The organism is Caballeronia sp. SBC1, assembly GCF_011493005.1.
Lineage (GTDB): Bacteria > Pseudomonadota > Gammaproteobacteria > Burkholderiales > Burkholderiaceae > Caballeronia.
Genome location: NZ_CP049157.1, coordinates 1,165,670 through 1,183,442, shown reverse-complemented (window position 1 = coordinate 1,183,442; position 17,773 = coordinate 1,165,670). Strand labels below are relative to the sequence as shown.

Sequence of the window (17,773 nt, the reverse complement as noted above, 5' to 3'; positions counted from 1 at the left end):
TATCACGCTCTCTCGGGGATCTTCGCGAACAGCATGTTCAGCCCTTCCGCGATGGTCGGATGCGAGAGAATCGCGTCCCGGATAGCGGTGTACGGGAGATTGCCGAGCATCGCCATCTGCACCGTCGCGACCACTTCGCCCGCGTTCGAACCGAGCATTGTGAAGCCGAGGATGCGATCCGTTTGCGTATCCACAATCGCTTTCATGAAGCCGTGCGTGTCGCCGGTCGTGCGGGCGCGGGGAACAGACGCCATCGGCAGCTTCGCCACGCGGACAGCGATGCCTTGCCGTTGCGCATCGCTTTCGTTGATACCCACGCGCCCAAGCTCCGGTTCAATAAACATGGCGTACGGAATGACGCGATCGCGCGTGGTTAGGTTGCCGCCAGCAAGCTGCGACTTGAGCACGCGATAGTCATCGAACGACGCATGCGTGAACATGGGTGTTCCAGCCACTTCACCGATCGCCCACGTGTTCGGCGCGGACGTCGCCAGGCGCTCATCTACTTTAATAAACCCGCGTTCATCCAGCGCTACGCCCGCCACATCTAGTCCGATGCCTGCCGTACGCGGCACCCTGCCCGTCGCCACCAGCAGGTGCGTGCCGGTTACGCGCGTGCCGTCGCTGAGCTCAATAGTCACGGATTGCCCTGAGCGTCCGCTGACCTGCAAGGGCTTGACCGACACCCTCACGTCGATTCCTTCGCTCGCCAAGATCGATTCGATGGCATCTGTAACGTCAGCGTCCTCGCGCATGGCGACGCGCGGCGCCTCTTGCACGACAGTTACGTTGCTGCCCAGACGCCGAAACGCCTGCGCCATTTCCAGGCCAATGTAACCACCGCCGATCACGATCAGATGTTCCGGCAGCGAGTCGAGTTCGAGTGCGTCAACGTGCGTCATGGGTGCGGCGTCGCGCAAGCCGGGAACATCTGGAATTGCGGCGAACGTTCCCGTGTTGATAAACACATGAACGCCCTCGACCACGCGTTCGCGCCCGTCGTTCATCGCCACCTGAATGCGGCGCGGTCCCACAAAGCGTCCGCTGCCGAGGATCAGGTCGAAGCCAGACGCTTCGAACGCTTTTGCGTTGATATCGACCATACCGTCCACCACCTCGCGCACGCGGCGGTGAACTTGCGTCATGTCGACCTTGGCGTCGCGAGTGCCGCCCTTCAATATGTCTGCGGATTGCACGGCGTGCATCATGCGCGCGGTTTGAATCAGCGCCTTGCTTGGAATACATGCCACGTTGATACACGAGCCACCGATCATTCCCTCCTCGACTACCGCCACGCGCTTGCCTGATTTGGCGAGTTCCATCGCCAGCGTCTTGCCGCCCTTTCCGCCCCCCAGAAACACATATTCGAATTGCTCGACCGTCGACATTTTCAGCTCCCTTTCAAAGGTTTGCGCATAGCCTAACCGAGCCCTGTGGGGGGATCCGCGCCATGCCGAGAGAGCGGGTTTGCTTCGATACAACCCTGCCCCCGCCATGACGTAAATGTAGACGCCGGAGCGCCGAACCGCCATGCCGGACCGGCTTGAATGGATGCGCGTTCGTCTCATTGCCCGGGCTTAATTGCAAACGAATTGCTTACTGGTGATCACGCACGCGCAAGCTCAGGCCGATGATTGCGGGTTGCGTTCTCCGGTAAGATCACTACGCCGCCTTTCATTCCTTGCCACTTGCGCTTCTCAACTCAACCATGGATGCACTCGACCGACTGATCCAGCTATCCCGCCTGCAAGGCGTGCTCGACCTGCGCTGCCTTCTCAGCGGGCAGTGGGAACTGGACCATCCGGCCGCCCCGCCGAGCGAAGCGGTGTACCACGTGGTGCTCGCCGGGTGCTGTCTCCTCAAATTCCGCGGGAAGGCCGACGTGCTGCTGGAAACCGGCGATATTGTCATGTTGCCGCGCGGCAACGCCCACGTGTTGCAGGGACTGGAATCGGCTAACGGCAGCGAACACGCTGAGATGCTGAGCCGCGATAACGGCGTGGTGACGATCCGCACGAATTGCGGACCAAATGCGGCGAGCCTCGATTTGTTATGCGGCCGCTTTAACTACGCGGCGAATGCTTTGCTTATCGACGTGCTGCCGGACCTCGTGAAAATGTCCTTTGCCCGCGCCGATGTCCCCGATCTCACGCGCATGGTCGGCATGATGCGCAAGGAGGCGAGCGAGGCCGCACCGGGCGCGTATTCCATTGTGTCGGCGCTTTCCACTGCACTGTTTACCCTGTTGCTGCGGGCGCATCTTGAACAGCAACCATCCACCACCGATGTACTCGCGCTGCTCGCGCATCCGCGGCTTGGGACATCGGTCATTGCCATGCTGGAACGGCCCGCTGAACGATGGACGATCGAGATGCTGGCGCAGCAATCCGCGATGTCACGCGCCACCTACATGCGCACGTTCAGCGCGCTCACCGAAGACTCACCGATGACCCTGCTCACGCGCATTCGCATGCAGCTTGCGGGAACCTTGCTGACGCGTACATCGAAGAGCATTGCCGAGATTGCAGACAATGTTGGTTACCAGTCGGAATCGGCGTTCAGCAAGAAGTTTAAAGACACGTATGGGGTGGGGCCAGGCGGGTTCAGGCAAGCGCGGGGTTCGTGAGTCTGGCGGACCGCTTTACGCTTTAATCAGGCCATGAAGTTGTCGAGCACCAGCTTGTGCGAGTTGCCGATCCACACTGCCGCGTCCCGATGGTCGCGCAACGGATCGCCGGTATTGGGATGGAGGAAAACGTCCAGCGCGCCGTGGTTACGTATGGAGGAACTACGTGCTCAAGGCGAGCGGGCATCGGGTAGCGGTAATGTGCGCGACGTGGTGTGCGGCACGACATTCACGCTCGCTGGTTATCCACAGGATCATGCGAATCAGGAATACCTGGTGCTCAGCGCCCAGTTCTCGGCAACCGAAACCAGTGAAACGAGTGGTTTAGGCGAATACCAGATCAGCACCTCGTTTGTCGTGCAGCCGGCGACCACGGTGTTCCGGTCGCCGCGCACGGTGCTCAAGCCGCGCACCAGGGGGCCACAGCCTGCGGTGGTAACAGGGCCGCAAGGCAGCGAGCTGTGGACGGACCAGTACGGGCGGGTGAAGCTGAAGTTTCTCTGGGACCGCTCGCCGGTACGCGACCAGAATTCCTCGTGCTGGGTACGAGTGTCGTATGCGTGGGCGGGCAACAACTACGGTGGGATCAATATTCCTCGGGTGGGCAGCGAGGTGATCGTCGATTTCGAGAACGGTGATCCGGACCGGCCGATCGTGATAGGACGCGTCTACAACGCACTGAACATGCCGCCGTGGTCGCTGCCGGGCAATGCGACCCAAAGCGGCACGCTGTCGAGATCGACCAAGGGTGGCGGCTACGGCACGGCCAACGCGATCCGCTTCGAGGATAAGAAGGGGCACGAGGAGGTCTGGATTCATGCCGAAAAGGACATGCGCACCGAGGTCGAGAATGACGCTTTGGTTCATGTTGGGCACAACCGAGGCGAGGTGATTGACGGGATGCAGGTCATGCAGGTTGGCAAAACGTTTCAGCTCACCGCGGGCGATCGCATTTCAATGCGAACCGGTCTGTCAGAGATGGTCATGGAGAGTAACGGAGACATCACGATCAACGGCGTGAACATCAATATTTTGGGTAGCAGTTCCGTGCGGGTGGACGGCAAGATCATCGACTTGAACTAGGGGCCGGTTACATGGAATTTCGGAACCTTACGCCCCTTGATGCGATCGCGTTTAAGGCAGTCGATGGAGCAAAAAACGAGTTCAACGTCGTAACACTCAAGGCGGCTTCGGCCAGGACATTTCCCCGAACGTCGTGTTTCAAGGCACTAACCCATTAAGCGAGTCAGATTGGCTCAACAATATTCAGCAGGGAAAGAATGATCCGTCCGAGTACTATCAGAGGGCCGTCAAGATCGGTCAGAAGCTGAGGTCAGCAAACGGAGACGTCACGATAGTCGGGCATTCGCTTGGTGGGGGCCTGGGGTCTGCAGCATCGACTGAGAGCGGGCTGCCAGCAACGACATTTAATGCGGCAGGTTTGAACGTCAGCACTGTTGCTCGTTACGGTGGCACACCTGTGGCATCTGATATACAAGCCTTCCACGTAGACGGCGAAGTTCTGACGTCCGTGCAACAAAGCGCTTTTCTAAAGGGCAAAATGCCCGCCGCAATTGGTACCCCGTACAGGCTGCCCGGGCGCGGTAACACGTTGAGTCGGCATAGCATGAGTCAAGTGATCGATGGCATCGAAGCGCAGAAGCAACAGGACAACGCGACGCTGGAAGGTGCACTAAACAATGGGTGAGAACCAATTAACTAGCCACAATACATGGTCTGCGTTGCGTTTCGTCCCAGCTATGTTGGCGCTCGCACTCGCTTTGGCCCTTACTTTGACGGGATGCAAGATGGTAGACAAATTCGCGTGGCGCTATTTCAGCGGGCAGTTTCTAACGGCCGCGGAGGCGATTGATCGCGGGTCCATTGCTGAACTAACGACCGCGGTCGTGGGACTAGAAATCGATAAGCCGGGTCGCGACAACATGACGCTCATGTGGTACGCGATCATGAAAAATCAGTATCCGGCGGTGACATTGCTAACCCGGCTCGGGTCAAATCCCGACAAGCAGGACGTGGATGGAATGGGAACGCCACTTTCTATCGCGCTCAAAAGAACAGATCCCACGCTGCTCGGTGCGCTTCTCGACGGAGGCCTCTCGCCAGATTATCAAAATCGGGATGGAACTTCGCTTATGCAACAGGCGCTGTTGGACAGTGAGAAGCCATTCCCGGCAATACAGCTTTTGGTTGATCGTGGCGCTAACGTCAGGCATAGAGACAGCATCGGAGGCACTGCTTTAAGCGATTCAGCGACGTATGATTTTCCCGACATTGCGATCTACCTGATTGAGCATGGAGCAGAGGTCAACACCCACGCAAGTAACGGTTCAAGCCCGGCCTACGCAGTGCAAGTAACGATTGATCGTTTGCAGCCGAACGTCAAGCAAGCAACAGTGTCCGACTACACTCTCGATAAGGACGGCAAGCCGGTCGTAACCGTGACAACACCTCTGCCTCAAGGCGCAACGCCAAAGGGACAAGCGCTTCTCCGGGAATACGAACACCTTCGCGCCCTGATGATCGAAAAAGGCGCGAAGTTTCCGCCCGACACACCCGCGCAGGTGCGCGAGCAGATGAAAACTAAATAGAGCGCCCTTTCGATGAGTGATCAGACGCTTTTTCATTTAGTAATGGGCATTGAAATCGCGAGATGTCAGTTCAGTGGTGGTATGGGATCAGCGGCGTCACGCGCTAGTGGGCTGCCGGCAACTACGTATAACGCCGCAGGATTAAACCCGGCCACGGTGGCTCGCTATGGCGGCACACCGGTCGCTTCCGCTATTAACGCAATTCACGTCGACAAAGAGGTTCTGACCTCGGTGCAGGAAAGCAGTCTGAAGGGCAAGATGCCCACGGCCGTTGGCACTTCGTACACCGTGCCCGGTCACGGCAACGCGCTTAGCCGTCACAGTATGGACCAAGTGATCGACGGCATCGAGGCGCAGAAGAAGCAGGACGAGGCGATCTTAACAACGGCATTAACACATGGCTGACAACCTATCGTGCGAATACGGCGTAAGTGCTGCGCCAAGAGCTCTCCGGTTTTTGCTGACCCTAGCACTCGCGTTGGCCCTAACACTCACAGGATGCAAGATGGCAGATAAACACGCGTGGCGATACTTTAGCGGTCCGTATCTGACGGCAGCGGAGGCCATTGATCGTGGCGACACGGCTGAGCTGAAGGCTACAGCAAGAAATCTGGACATCGACGCACCTGGCCGTGATCACATGACGTTGCTGTGGTACGCGATTGTGAAGAATCAGTATGGTGCAGTGACCGCTTTAATCCAACTCGGCTCAAATCCGAAGGCACAGGGTGCAGAAGGTCTAGGGACACCTTTTTACGTCGCGCTGACAAGAAAAGATCCGCGACTGTTAGCCGCCATGCTCGACGGCGGGCTGTCGCCGAATCCCGAGGGTTCAGAAGACACCACTCCCTTGCAGTGGGCGATGCGGGGGGAAGAACCGCTGGCTGTGGTGCAAGTGTTGGTCGCGCGAGGAGCCAATGTGAATCTTCGCGACAGCATCGGCGCAACAGCGCTCGATGCGGCGATCACCAGCGACAATCCTGACGTCGGCATATTTTTGGTAGAGCACGGCGCAGATGTTAACGCGCGCGCAACGAATGGTTCCAGCTCCGCTTTCGGCGTGCAGATGTCGATTGACGGCCTACAACCCAAAGCAAACCAGGCCACGGTGTCCGACTACACCCTCGATAAGAACGGCCATCCGGTGGTATCCGAGACGACACCTCCGCCTCAAGGCGCAACGCCAGAAGGGCAAGCGCTCCTTCGCAAGTACGAAGAGCTTCGCGCCCTGATGATTGCAAAAGGCGCGCAGTTTCCGCCCGACTCACCCGCGCAAGTGCGCGAGCAGATGAAAATTAAATAGGGCGGCCGTTCGATGAGTGATCGGGCACGTTTTCATTCGGGTATGAGCATTGAAATCGCGAGATCTCGGTTCAGTGGTCGTATGGGATCGGCGGCGTCACGCTCTAGCGGGCTGCCGGCAACTACGTATAACGCAGCAGGATTGAACGCGGCCACGACAGCTCGTTATGGCAACACACCTGCCACTTCCGTTATTAGGGCCATTCACGCTGATAAAGAGGTACTGACCTCGGTGCCTAGGGCGGTAGGCACTTCCTACACCGTGCCCGGTCACGGCAACACGCCGAACCGTCATGGCATGGACCAGGTGATCGACGGCATTGAGGCGCAAACAAGGCACGCTGACACGAAGTTGACAGAGGCATTGACTCATGGCTAGCGACCATTTCTGCGGACAGGATGCGAGATCTGCGCCGCATCACCTCTCAATTTTGATCGCGCTCGCACTCGCTTTGACCTTTACTTTGACGGGATGCAAGATGGTAGACAAATACGCGTGGCGCTATTTCAGCGGGCAGTATCTGACGGCGGCGGCGGCGATCGATCGCGGAGACATTGCTGAACTGAGGGCTGCGGTTGGAGGACTGGAAATCGACAAGCCGGGTCGCGACCACATGACGCTCATGTGGTACGCGATTATGAAAAACCAGTATCCGGCAGTGACGGTGCTAACCCGGCTCGGGTCAAATCCCGACAAGCAGGATGTGGATGGAATGGGAACGCCGCTTACTGTCGCGCTCAAAAGAACAGATCCGACGTTGCTTGCTGCGTTGCTCGACGGAGGCCTCTCGCCAGATTATCAAAATCGAGATGGAACCTCGCTCATGCAACAGGCGGTTGGTAGCGGCGAAGAACCGTTCCCCGTGGTACGTCTGCTGGTTGATCGGGGCGCTGATGTGAATCACCGAGATAGCATTCACGCCACCGCATTGGGAGACTCCATAGTCAGCAACCACCCAGACATCGCGATTTACCTCATACAGCACGGAGCAGACGTTACGGCATTCACGATGAACGGCGCAAGTGTGGCTTATGGCGTGCAGGTGTCAATTGACGATCTGCAAGCTAACGCAAAGCAAGCAATAGTGTCCAACTACACCCTCGACAACGATGGAAAACCCGTCGTAACCGAGACAACACCTCCTCCTCAGGGCGCAGCGCCAGAAGGGCAAGCGCTCCTTCGCAAGTACGAAGAGCTTCGCGCCCTGATGATGGAAAAAGGCGCGAAGTTTCCGCCCGACTCGCCCGCGCAAGTGCGCGAGCAGATGAAAATTAAATAGGGCGGCCGTTCAATGAGCGATCAGGGTAATACGATTGGGCGGCTTCAAGGAGCGGTCGCCAAGTCCACGGCGTCGGCAGTGGCCGCTAATTCTGCGGCTTCCGCCGAGGCGGTAGCAGAGACGAGTTGGTGGAGTGCTGCGAGCGGTTGGGTGCATGGCGGATTAGATGCGTTGGGGGCAATTCCGGAACTTGGCGCGGTCTTTGACGGTGCCAATGCGATCGTGTACACCGCAGAAGGCGATCTCTCGCAGGCGGCGATTTCAGGAGGCGCGGCTGCGCTCGACCTAGTGCCCGGGGTGGGAACTGTCGGGAAAGTGACAGAGTTCGGTGTCAAGGGTGCGGCGAAGCTCGCGGCAAGAGAAGCTGCGGAGCTGGATGCGAAAGGCGTTGCAAAGCAGGAAACCAAGCAACTGACCAGGTTGGAAGCGAAACAGGTTGTAGAACAGGAGGCCAAGCAGGCGGAACATGCGGCGGAGAAGGAGGCGACCGAAGGTGCGAAGGTATTAGGGCCGAAAAAATTACCCAAGCAGAAGGTACCGTGCTTTCATCCATACAATAAGACTGGCTTCAAGGGTCTGTCGTCCTCCGAACAGCGCTCGTATCTAAGAGAATATGCAAAGCAACTGCGCGGTCAAGAAGAGGCGATCAACAGGTTGACCGCAAACGAATTCACAGCTGCGCGCGACGCATATAGTGCAGTCGGGAGAAATCCTGTTGCCAACGAGATGCAGGAGGCATTCCGAGATCGCTTCGCAGGACAACTCCGACGAAGCATCTTCCGCGGCCTAGTACAGAACGGAACCCAAGCGGCTCAAGCGTTGCCGCTCGCTATCGAAAAGACAGGAATCTTGATGGATAAGATGGCGGCGCTTCACGAACCCGATATGGTGGCAGGTGGCTGGGCAAACCCGAACCCGACCAAGATGGGCGATACTGGGATAAATTCCTCCATTGGGGCAAGCTGGAACCAGAAAGGCCGATTGGACTCCATAGAGAAAGTTGCAAAAAATGCCATCACCAACGGTAAGGGAGATGCTCCTCTGAATGTGAAACTCGAACTATGCCGCGGCAAAGGAATACGATGAAAGATTCGTTTTTTGAGATGTTCGAAGAGCAGTTTGGTACAGCCACATCCTCGGTGCCCGTGCCGGAGGAGAGTCTTCGGAAGTTCAAAGGTGTTCTCCCGGATAAGCTTCTCGATCACTGGCGCAACTTTGGTTGGAGCTGCTATGCGGAGGGTCTGTTTTGGACCGTTGATCCGGACAGCTATGAGGACCTGGCAGATATTTGGCTTGAAGATACCCCTTTCGAGGAAATTGATAGGTACCACGTCATTGCAAGGACGGGATTCGGTGATCTCTTTCTATGGGGCGAACGGACTGGCCCGAAGGTGACCATCGCGTGTGCGGTGCATGCAATTGTCGCGATGGAACAAGACGTCCGTAGCAAGCTTGATGATCCAGAACAAGAGATTGGTATTTTCTTTGCTGGCCTTCAACGTACGGAATGCGATCTAAAGGATCAAGGCAGAAAGTCGTTGTTTGCGCAGGCTATCAAGACCTTGGGTTCTTTGAACTCTACTGAAGTTTACGGCTTCGAGCCAGCGCTGATAGCTGGAGGAAGAATGACGGTGAATCACCTCAAGAAAGTAAACCTTGATGTTCATCTGCGGCTCCTTCGTCAACTTGCTCCACCGAAAATTCCTTTCACGCAAACGCAACTTTAGTTTGCACTTTTGGGGAACCGCAATCTGATGCTTGGTTACTCCCGCACCGAGGCCTTTCTCAACTTGGCCTCGGCCTTCGCTTCGGCAGCGGCCTAACTAGCTCGTGCCCAGTCGTCATGCGATGGCGCTTCCTTTGCCTTTGGTTTCGCCGGTTGCGGTGCACTCTGCTGTGGTGCTTGCTCGACTAATTCTGGCGCTCTGTCGATGCGTGGTGCCTTTGGCGCGGGTTCCGCTTGCGTTTGCATTGCAGGCAGCGCCGAGGGCAACCCGACGGGTGGTCCACTATCAGGCAAGTTGAACGTTGGCATCGAGCTTGGGCATTGAAACGATGTCAGCACTTTGCTCGTAAGCGGATTGGCCACGCTGCCCGAGCCTGCGATATCAAGCACCGCCTTGCGGCCATCGAAGTCGAACTCGGCGCGCGTACGCCCTGGCGTCGCCGTTTCGATCAACCGTCCCTTCTTCAGCAGACGCATCAGTGCCCATGGTCCATCAGTCGAGAGGGTGGATGTGTCAGGACGGATTCGCGGGTTCGCCGTGATCTCCACGTGGGCGCCACCTCGCGGCCCCGGCCACGTCACCGCGAAAGGTCGGTCCGGTCCATGCTGGTATTGCTCGCTCTGACCGTCGATATCGAGCACGAGTCCAGTAATCGTCGGATCTAGCTCGGGAATCTTGATCTCCGCTTTCCATGCAAGCTTCTTCTGACCTACATCGGTGAAGAACACATCGCGGATCGCTTTTGCCCGCTCGAACGAGTCTAGATTTGGTCCCTGCACCGGTTCAGTTGCACCGGGCAAGGTTTTGTAGCGCCAGGGTCGCGCGGCCGTATCGACAAACGGCGCGAGCGTCTTGACGAAGAAATCGTCGATCACACCGCCTTGTGCAAACACCCGCGTGAAGTCGTCGATGCTCACGTCCTGCCTGCTGTCGGGCGAAAATGGATAATTGCCGTCAACGGCGAGCCGGCACGCATCGCCGATTGTCGCCACCATCTGGCGTGACAACAATTGTCCGATTCCCTGATTCACCTCTTGCGAACCCTGAATCGCGAGATTGCGGAGCACCTCACGAAACGGTGCGGGCAGCGTGTCGGCCGTCAGCTTGAGCTTCACAGCGGCATCGCTCGCAGGCGGCATGCTGTTGTTCGTCAGGGCGTTGTCAGCAACGGTCAATACTGTGTAGTAATCGTTCAGTTGGCTCGTGAGTGTGCTTAGTTGCGGCGCACCGGCCGACACCGCCGGTTGGGCGGTCGCCTGTGTCTCTGCGGTGCCTGTCGTCACCTCCCGCAACGCAGCGAAATGGCTGTCGACGAGTTCACGTTCCAGGCGTTCTTCTGCGCGGATGCCGAGCCCCTGATCCGTCTTCTGGCCGAGTTGACCGGCGGTCTTTTCGAGAAACGACTTGTCGTCGACGACCGCCGTGCGCGTGAGGGTGGTTTCCCTCACTGTTGCCTGTGCCAGCCTCGATAGCGGCGAGTCGGGTGCGGCGAACCGGCGCAAGATCTGCAGGTTAAACGCAAGGCTCGTGCCGGTGACCGTGCGGATGTCGCCAAGGAACAGGTCCCAGCGTTGCGCGTACTCCATCAGATATTGGCGGCGGATTTCTTCGGTCAGCGGATCGTTACCTATGCCGGCACGGCTCCCAATCTCAGCCGTTTTTTTTTGAGGGTCGCCGAGCAGGCTGTGACCCATTACCCATGCGTCGTCGTCGCGAGCAAGCTGGACGAATTCAGGAAGGCGTTTGTCGAAGAGATTGCGATAGCCGTCATAGGTGAACAAGCCCGGCACGCCGTGCGAGAGTGGTTCACCACTCGCACGTGTGAACACTGTCCCGGCTTGTGGACCCACAGCACGCAGGAGTGTGAACTCTTCCGGCGCTTCCTTTTGCATCGCGGTTTTCGCGCGCTCGTAAAGCCGCTGGGTCGCGTTATTCGCTTCGAGGAAGGCCCGAGCCTGCTGGATCAGTGCATCGTTTCTTACAAATGGTGACTGCACGACACGAGCACCCGAAAACAGGGCGTTGACATGCTCAATCATGGAGGCGCGGCCACCGAATACAGCCGCGCTGTCCGTGTGAGCCCAGTCTGAAAGCACCCATCCTTTCACGTCGTCGGCGCTATATTTGGACTTGTCCTGCAGCATCAAATACACACGCAATGCAGAGTAGGCGGTTTCCGAGTCCTTGCGGGCGATGGCGTCGGACAAAACCGCTTCCATGCGGTGTACGATCTGCGGCAGCAACAGGTTGTCTTCGAGCGCGTCGTAGGTGCGGCGGCTTTCGACGACTACGTCCGAGGCGACGTAGAGCCCGTAGCGATATGTGCTGTCTGGGGACGACAGATCGAGTCCAGGATAGGTCGGTAGATATTGGGCGTCAGACAGCGTGTCCGGCACAGCCTCTGGTTTCGGGGCCTTGTACAGCTGCGTGACCTTGGCTAACAGTGCGTGCGTCTTGCGTTCGATTGCATCGAGGTAGGTGCGGTTGTTTCCAAGGCTTGCCCATATACCACTCAATAGCCACGCAAACAGTAAGATCGCCAGCGCGTGACCGATCATCCGCACCAATCGAAAACGGAACTCCCAACGCAGGTTCGGGCGAACTAGATGCGCTTCAGGGAATACGACCTTCGTCAGCAAATCCTGCAGAAAGTAGCTTTTGTGGCGGCGTGGTGTGGACTTTAGCTTACCAGGCACGCTCTTGAACGTGCTGCGCACGCGCTGCACGATCGTTTGACGCTCCGCAACTACTATGCTTTCCGTCTGCGCGGCGCTCGTAAAATACACGCCGCGCAGCGTCGCGTGGAGTTGCGTCGCGTCGTAGCGCGAATCGAGGAACACATTCTCGATCAGGGCAGCAAGCGGCCCGATCAGCGCCGCGAACTCCTGATCCAGCGCTGAAAGCTTCCTGCGGTTCCGGGTATCGTATTCGTCTTGCAGGCGCGTGTTTACGCCTGTGGCCAAACGCGTCGAGAGCAAACCCAACTCCGACCGGCAGTGAGCGCGCAAACTTTCTCTGGCAACCGTTTCACGGCCATAGGGCAATGTGAATCCCCACGTCTGCGAGCGGCCTTCCGACGTCAGCGAGCCGAAATACTCGTTGAAACCGGTGAGACAATCCATCTTGGTAATCATCAGATAAACCGGGAAGCGGATCCCCAACTCCGTACGCAATTCGGCGAGACGGGTACGCAGAACGGCTGCTTCGCTCAGACGCGTGGACCCGTCCTCGTTGGTAAGCGTGGCCAGATCGACCGACACGAGCGCACCGTTGATCGGCGCACGCGGGCGGTGCTTGCGCAGCAGCGCCAGAAAGCCGCGCCATTCGGCGGCGTCAATATCAGTGGGGCCGTGGGCGGTATCAGCATTGTCCTCAGGCTTTGACGCGTCTGTTTGTTGTGCTGACGCAATGGGCTGCCCCGAATCCCCAAGTTTCGGTGGTTGCGTAGCGGTTTCACTTTTGGTCTTACCTGCGGCAGCAACACCCGGTTTCGCCGCGAGCGGTTGGTCGATCTTGCTGATGCCGCATGTCAGCCCGTGCCGAGCGTAACGTCCCGCTGTGTCGATCAGTACCGCTTCGTTGGTCAGCCACCAGTCGACACGAGCGGTGCCAGTGCCTGCGGCTAGCTGGTCAACGGCCTGCTGCATCTGCTCGGCCACAGGGAACGCCAGACCGGCGTTGAGCATCGCGGTGGTTTTTCCCGCGCCCTTCGAGCCGAGCGCGATATACCACGGCAACTCATATAGGTAGCGCTTGCCCTGGAACAGACGGCTGAGACCTCGTGCGCCCGTGCGCATCGACTTCAGTTTCTCCAGCGCGGCGTTGACGATTCCGCTCACCTCCTCCAACTGCTCCGCTGCTGGCGACGTTTCGTGCTTGCTGCCGAATTCCAGCAGCTGCTTTAGCAGCGGTGCATCCCCGCGCAGCCGTTCCTTGAGCCTGAAGAGCCCGTAGATCGCGAATACGCCGAGTACTGCCGCAATCATCATCGCCCGCGTGGATTGGCCCTCGAAAGGATGCGCGTGTCCAAACGATAGCAACGGCGCGGCGAACCATATCAGCAGGCACAGCAAGGCGACGAAGACGATGCTGATCGACTGGCCAGCCAGCCACAGCAGCAGTCCAGCCAGCAGCAAGGCAATCGTGAGAACCCGCATCCCAACACTGGCGAGCGGCGTAAGGCCGCCGAACGCAACCAGGGGGCCAAGAAACCAGATGACCAGACCAACAACGACCAGCACCGTGAGCGCCAAAACTTGCCGCGATACTAGAAACAATAAAAACTTCTTCATTCTCAAATCCCGAAGTACGACGAATGCGCTGCGCCGCTCACTCTGCGACGTTGATTTCGACGCGCCGGTTTTGCGCACGCCCTTGGAACGTCTTGTCGTCTGCGATTGGCGCCGTATCACCCTTGCCAATCGCTTCAAGGCGGCTCGCTGGCACTCCTGCGTTCTGCAGCAACTGCATGACCTGAGTGGCACGCTCTTCCGACAGTGCCTGGTTCGACGTGAACGCGCGACCACGAATAGGCGTGTTGTCGGTGTGACCGATCACGGTGACCTTGCCCGGCACCTTGATGATTTCGGCTGCGATCTTGGCGACGAGTGGTTGCATTGATGGGTTGATCGATGCGTTACCCGCCACAAACATATCGTCGCCGTGGAATGTCACCGCACTGTGATGTTCATCTTCATCGACGCTGACCTTGCCGGCGGCAATTTCGTTCTTGAGCAGTTCCGTTAGGTGCAGCGTAGGCGGAGCGGGCGGGGGCGTCATGTGGCCGATCTCGGCGATCTTTCTCTCAATCGCGGCGCTGCGCGTCATCAGTTCGTATTTCGCATAGCCATAAAACCCAAGCAGGATCACCGAAAGCACGACCACTGAGATCCACACGGGAAAGTCGTAGAACGGTCGACTGTGACCACTTGTGTCGCCTTGCCAGTGCGGCGAGAGCGGCACCGGCACGGGGCCGCGCTGAGACATGATTTCTGTGTAGAGCCGCTGACGCACGGCGTCGTGCTGGCGGCGCCCGTCGGTAATGTGACGATAACGCCCCTCAAAGCCAAGGCTCAGAACCCGGTAGATCACTTCGAGCAAGTCGAGGTGCTCCTTCGGCTCGGTCATCAAGCGGCCAATTAAGTAATAGACTTTGTCGCCACCGTTGCGGTCTTCGTGGAAGGTGGTTGCCAATCCATCCGTGTTCCACTTGCCGAGGCTGCTTTTGCCGTCGCTTGCCCAAGTCGTTTGCATCGCCGCCTCGTCGAGCGCGGTGCACAAGCAATAACGTGCGCCAAGCATGTGGTCGCGCCGGATGTTGGCCTGTTCGCACAAACTCTGGAAGATGCGTACTTCCTGTTCAAGCGCGACTCGCAGCGCCTCGACGGCACTCTGAGACTCAAGCGTGTCCGGCATATCGGCAAGCGCGCGCAACAGTACACGCGACGCTTCGAGAAGCGGATTCTGGGCCACACGGATCGCAACGAGGCGTTGTGCAGGGTTTTCCGGCGCGGGCAGTTCCAATGACTCGCTCAAAGCTTCCCCGGTTTCATGCTCTGCGACCTTGTCATCGTTTTTTGCTAACTCGGCTGTAGGCACACCTTTGCGAGCATCCCGGGGCTCTGTACTATTCCAATCCGGCGACGTTGCCATGCCTAATCTCCAATGTTTGCGAACGTGCTGCCGACCGAGGCTTTTTTCTGAAAAATCCGGGAGTCAGATTTCTGGGCGGCCAGAAAACTCCAAGGCAGCATCTTCAGCTTGTACCGGCACTGCCGGGTAAACTGCCCTTCAAAGCTTGCCTCGTTCACAACGTCGCTTATCTCGCCAGTGCCTTGGCCGATGTTGGCCGCACCGGACATGCCCGACGCGGCCGCCACAAACGAGCTCATTCCGTCGAACTGCACCGCGACGGTTAGCTCTTTGCCGGACATCGCCTTGATGTCTAGATTGGTCGCCCACTGATCAAGCATCTGCAGAGTCAGCGGCGTCAGACAATCCAGCGCATACGTATAGATTTCCGACAGGTTCTCCCGGGCGTCGATAGCGCTTAGCTGCAACACCGGCTCGTCTGTCGGCGACACCGGTAGAGCGGGAACACTAACCGTGACGGTGCGATGGTTGGAAAAAGTCAGCATGCAGAAGTCCTTCAAGAAAACGGTACCGATCGTTAAACGGCAAACTTGTGTTTACGCCCATGCACAGGCACTACGCCGGTATTTCAGCCGTAGTCCTCTATAATTGCTGCCGGTAGTCAGCGAATTTGCGTTTCGGCGACGCGCAACTTGCGCCGCGTGCAGGATCTCACTGGGGCTGGCCTAGCGCTCGGAAACCTCTATGTCACGGGGCTGAGCGCTGGTTCGTCGGTGCATGGCAATTATTCACATGCGAGGGGCATGCCTCCTTGCGTGTCTCATTAATAGCAAAGACGATTTTCCGATTAGAGTCAATCGTTGTCCGTCGATCGTCATCATCCTAGTTTTAACCCGGCGGTTTCAAACCGAAGCGCAACAGGAGGGGCTAGTGTTTAGAGCCTTGAGGTTGGCTTGCTGAGGCAAGTGTCGCAGCGAAGACCTCGAATGGCGAATGGAACGCGTGAGTGGCGCGCGGGCGGCTGTTCAGACTGTCGGCGATCGCGTCGAGTTCTTCCTGACTGTAGACCGATAGGTCCGTGCCTTTAGGCAGATACTGGCGCAGCAACCCGTTGGTGTTCTCGCAGGTTCCACGTTGCCAGGGGCTATGTGGGTCACAGAAGTAGACATTCACGCCGGTGGCGGCGGCCAGCTCCTTATGCCGCGACATTTCTTTGCCCTGGTCGTAAGTAAAGCTTTGCCGTAAGGGCGCCACAATCGAATTGAGTTTGGCGGAGAAGCCCGCTAGCGCTGAAGCGGCGGTGGCGTCCTCCATCTTGGCAAGCAGCACCAGGCGGCTGGTGCGCTCGACCAGAACGCCTACAGAGGATTGGTTGTTCGCACCCTTGATGAAGTCGCCTTCCCAGTGACCTGGCAGCAGTCGGTCTTCAATTTCGGGCGGGCGCACGTGGATACTGACCATGTCGGGAATCTGTCCGCGCCGGTCGGTGCCCCGCGTGCGTGGCATGCGCGTGCTGTGGCCATGGCGCAGGCAGGCAATGAGTTGGCGGCGCAGTTCACCGCGCGGCTGAGCATAGATAGCCGTGTAGATGGTTTCGTGCGAGACGTGCTGGGTCGAGTCGGTTGGATACATGCGCTTCAGTGTGCCCGATATCTGCTGAGGCGACCATTTCCACTCAAGCAGGGTGAGAACGATGCGCCAGCAGACACTTTGCGGGCAAAGCTTGGCCCGAGGGCGTGACGCACTGCGGCGCGCGCTGCAAAGCGCTGCAGCAGGCACTGATGCATAGCCAACAGGAGAGCTGTTTCGCGTTAACTCGCGGCTGATAGTTCCCGGCGAGCGCCCAAGTATGCGAGCCATGGCTCGCATACTTGAACCCTGCAGATGCAAGCTTGCAATGATCAGGCGTTCTTCAGGCTGAAGTTGTTGGTAAGAAATTTTTTCGGGCATTGCGACACCTTATACGAGATAGGTGTTGCACTTCGCTTTTGAGGCCGCCCCCAATTATATGCGGCTCTAATTTTGAGATAATTTAAATGTGGATTTTTTTGAGGCGGCTTAATCTGTTTGGTCTCCACCGCTAGATGAAAGGGCAGTTTAAAAAGGTCAAATTCCTATACGTCTTGCCAGCCGAGGAGTTCAGCGAGATAGCGGTTGTTCGCGCACGCTTTTTCAGACGGCGAATCTTCAGCTCTACTTTGGATGTCGTATCGCGTTTACGCAGGCTCATCACGATGCGTCGAAAGGACAGTGAAGTTCCGTGCGGCGTTGTCCACCCGTGCACGGCACCGATCTTTGCTGAAGGCCACGTCGAGTGCCCAATGCATCGATTATCTGCGTGCCAGTGGGAACGTACGGCCTGAGAGATCGTAAGTGCGTTAGGCGGGAGGCTGCTGATGTAATACCCGCGCTCGGTTGAAACCGCACCGTTGATCTCGCGCGTGACCTCGACCATCGCCAGCGAGCGCAGCTTCGGCCAGCGAGACAAGGCGTCCATTGCGCACGTGTGCGACAGCGCCGCATTTCGATGCGCCCGTAGTTCTTCATGTTCGTCGCTCTCGTAGCTACGTGGTCAACGCTCCAGTGCTGCACTGGCTCTATGACTATAGCCGCGAGCATGGCTATGGTACTGATCGA

General features: G+C 58.0%; 14 protein-coding genes and 2 pseudogenes. 9 read left to right on the top strand and 7 right to left on the bottom strand.

The annotated features are described in order from the left end of the window. Positions 1 to 2: 2 nt before the first annotated feature. A complete protein-coding gene (locus tag SBC1_RS23365; protein ID WP_165095289.1) occupies positions 3 to 1,388 on the bottom strand; it encodes an NAD(P)/FAD-dependent oxidoreductase in 1,386 nt (461 codons plus the stop codon). Between the two features lie 320 nt (positions 1,389 to 1,708). On the opposite strand from SBC1_RS23365, the gene SBC1_RS23360 reads away from it, so the two are divergent. After that, the gene (locus SBC1_RS23360) at positions 1,709 to 2,626 is read left to right on the top strand and encodes an AraC family transcriptional regulator (protein ID WP_165095292.1); all 918 of its coding nucleotides are present in this window, start codon (positions 1,709 to 1,711) and stop codon (positions 2,624 to 2,626) included. Positions 2,627 to 2,652: 26 nt separating this feature from the next. Here the strand turns inward: SBC1_RS23360 and SBC1_RS40015 are convergent. Continuing rightward, a pseudogene (locus SBC1_RS40015) lies at positions 2,653 to 2,775 on the bottom strand (DOPA 4,5-dioxygenase family protein); the annotation flags it as partial. Between SBC1_RS40015 and tssI the strand changes: the two are divergent. From tssI to SBC1_RS23320, 8 genes and pseudogenes are all read left to right on the top strand, one after another. Beyond that, positions 2,774 to 3,709, top strand: a pseudogene (tssI, locus tag SBC1_RS23355) (type VI secretion system tip protein TssI/VgrG); the annotation flags it as partial. The pseudogenes SBC1_RS40015 and tssI overlap by 2 nt on opposite strands. Positions 3,710 to 3,842: 133 nt before the next feature. Beyond that, positions 3,843 to 4,334: a hypothetical protein gene (locus tag SBC1_RS23350; RefSeq protein WP_165095302.1), complete on the top strand. Its 492-nt coding sequence runs from the start codon at positions 3,843 to 3,845 to the stop codon at positions 4,332 to 4,334. Continuing rightward, positions 4,327 to 5,235, top strand: a complete 909-nt coding sequence (locus SBC1_RS23345) for an ankyrin repeat domain-containing protein (RefSeq protein ID WP_241202216.1) — start codon at positions 4,327 to 4,329, stop codon at positions 5,233 to 5,235. The genes SBC1_RS23350 and SBC1_RS23345 overlap by 8 nt, the downstream gene beginning before the upstream one ends. A gap of 12 nt (positions 5,236 to 5,247) precedes the next feature. Continuing rightward, a complete protein-coding gene (locus SBC1_RS23340) occupies positions 5,248 to 5,640 on the top strand; it encodes a hypothetical protein (RefSeq protein ID WP_206366101.1) in 393 nt (130 codons plus the stop codon). A gap of 100 nt (positions 5,641 to 5,740) precedes the next feature. Continuing rightward, positions 5,741 to 6,538: an ankyrin repeat domain-containing protein gene (locus SBC1_RS23335; RefSeq protein ID WP_165095305.1), complete on the top strand. Its 798-nt coding sequence runs from the start codon at positions 5,741 to 5,743 to the stop codon at positions 6,536 to 6,538. A gap of 370 nt (positions 6,539 to 6,908) precedes the next feature. After that, positions 6,909 to 7,817, top strand: a complete 909-nt coding sequence (locus tag SBC1_RS23330; RefSeq protein ID WP_241202217.1) for an ankyrin repeat domain-containing protein — start codon at positions 6,909 to 6,911, stop codon at positions 7,815 to 7,817. A gap of 12 nt (positions 7,818 to 7,829) precedes the next feature. Next, positions 7,830 to 8,903, top strand: a complete 1,074-nt coding sequence (locus SBC1_RS23325) for a polymorphic toxin type 15 domain-containing protein (RefSeq protein ID WP_165095308.1) — start codon at positions 7,830 to 7,832, stop codon at positions 8,901 to 8,903. Then, complete coding sequence (locus tag SBC1_RS23320) at positions 8,900 to 9,544, top strand: GAD-like domain-containing protein (RefSeq protein WP_165095311.1); 645 nt, start codon at positions 8,900 to 8,902, stop codon at positions 9,542 to 9,544. Before SBC1_RS23325 ends, SBC1_RS23320 begins: the two co-directional genes overlap by 4 nt. A gap of 92 nt (positions 9,545 to 9,636) precedes the next feature. Here the strand turns inward: SBC1_RS23320 and tssM are convergent, their stop codons facing one another. From tssM to SBC1_RS23295, 5 genes are all read right to left on the bottom strand, one after another. Beyond that, entirely contained in the window at positions 9,637 to 13,836 is a 4,200-nt protein-coding gene (gene tssM, locus SBC1_RS23315; protein WP_165095316.1) for a type VI secretion system membrane subunit TssM, read from the bottom strand. Between the two features lie 37 nt (positions 13,837 to 13,873). Further along, on the bottom strand, positions 13,874 to 15,079 hold the full coding sequence (gene tssL / locus SBC1_RS23310; RefSeq protein WP_241202218.1) for a type VI secretion system protein TssL, long form: 1,206 nt from the start codon (positions 15,077 to 15,079) through the stop codon (positions 13,874 to 13,876). 119 nt (positions 15,080 to 15,198) lie between these two features. Continuing rightward, positions 15,199 to 15,681 (bottom strand): contractile injection system protein, VgrG/Pvc8 family, encoded by a 483-nt coding sequence (locus tag SBC1_RS23305; RefSeq protein ID WP_165095323.1) that lies wholly within the window; start codon positions 15,679 to 15,681, stop codon positions 15,199 to 15,201. 382 nt (positions 15,682 to 16,063) lie between these two features. Continuing rightward, positions 16,064 to 17,074, bottom strand: coding sequence for an IS30 family transposase (locus SBC1_RS23300; RefSeq protein ID WP_241202253.1), 1,011 nt, complete (start codon positions 17,072 to 17,074; stop codon positions 16,064 to 16,066). Between the two features lie 142 nt (positions 17,075 to 17,216). After that, on the bottom strand, positions 17,217 to 17,633 hold the full coding sequence (locus SBC1_RS23295) for a hypothetical protein (protein WP_165095329.1): 417 nt from the start codon (positions 17,631 to 17,633) through the stop codon (positions 17,217 to 17,219). Positions 17,634 to 17,773: the final 140 nt, after the last annotated feature.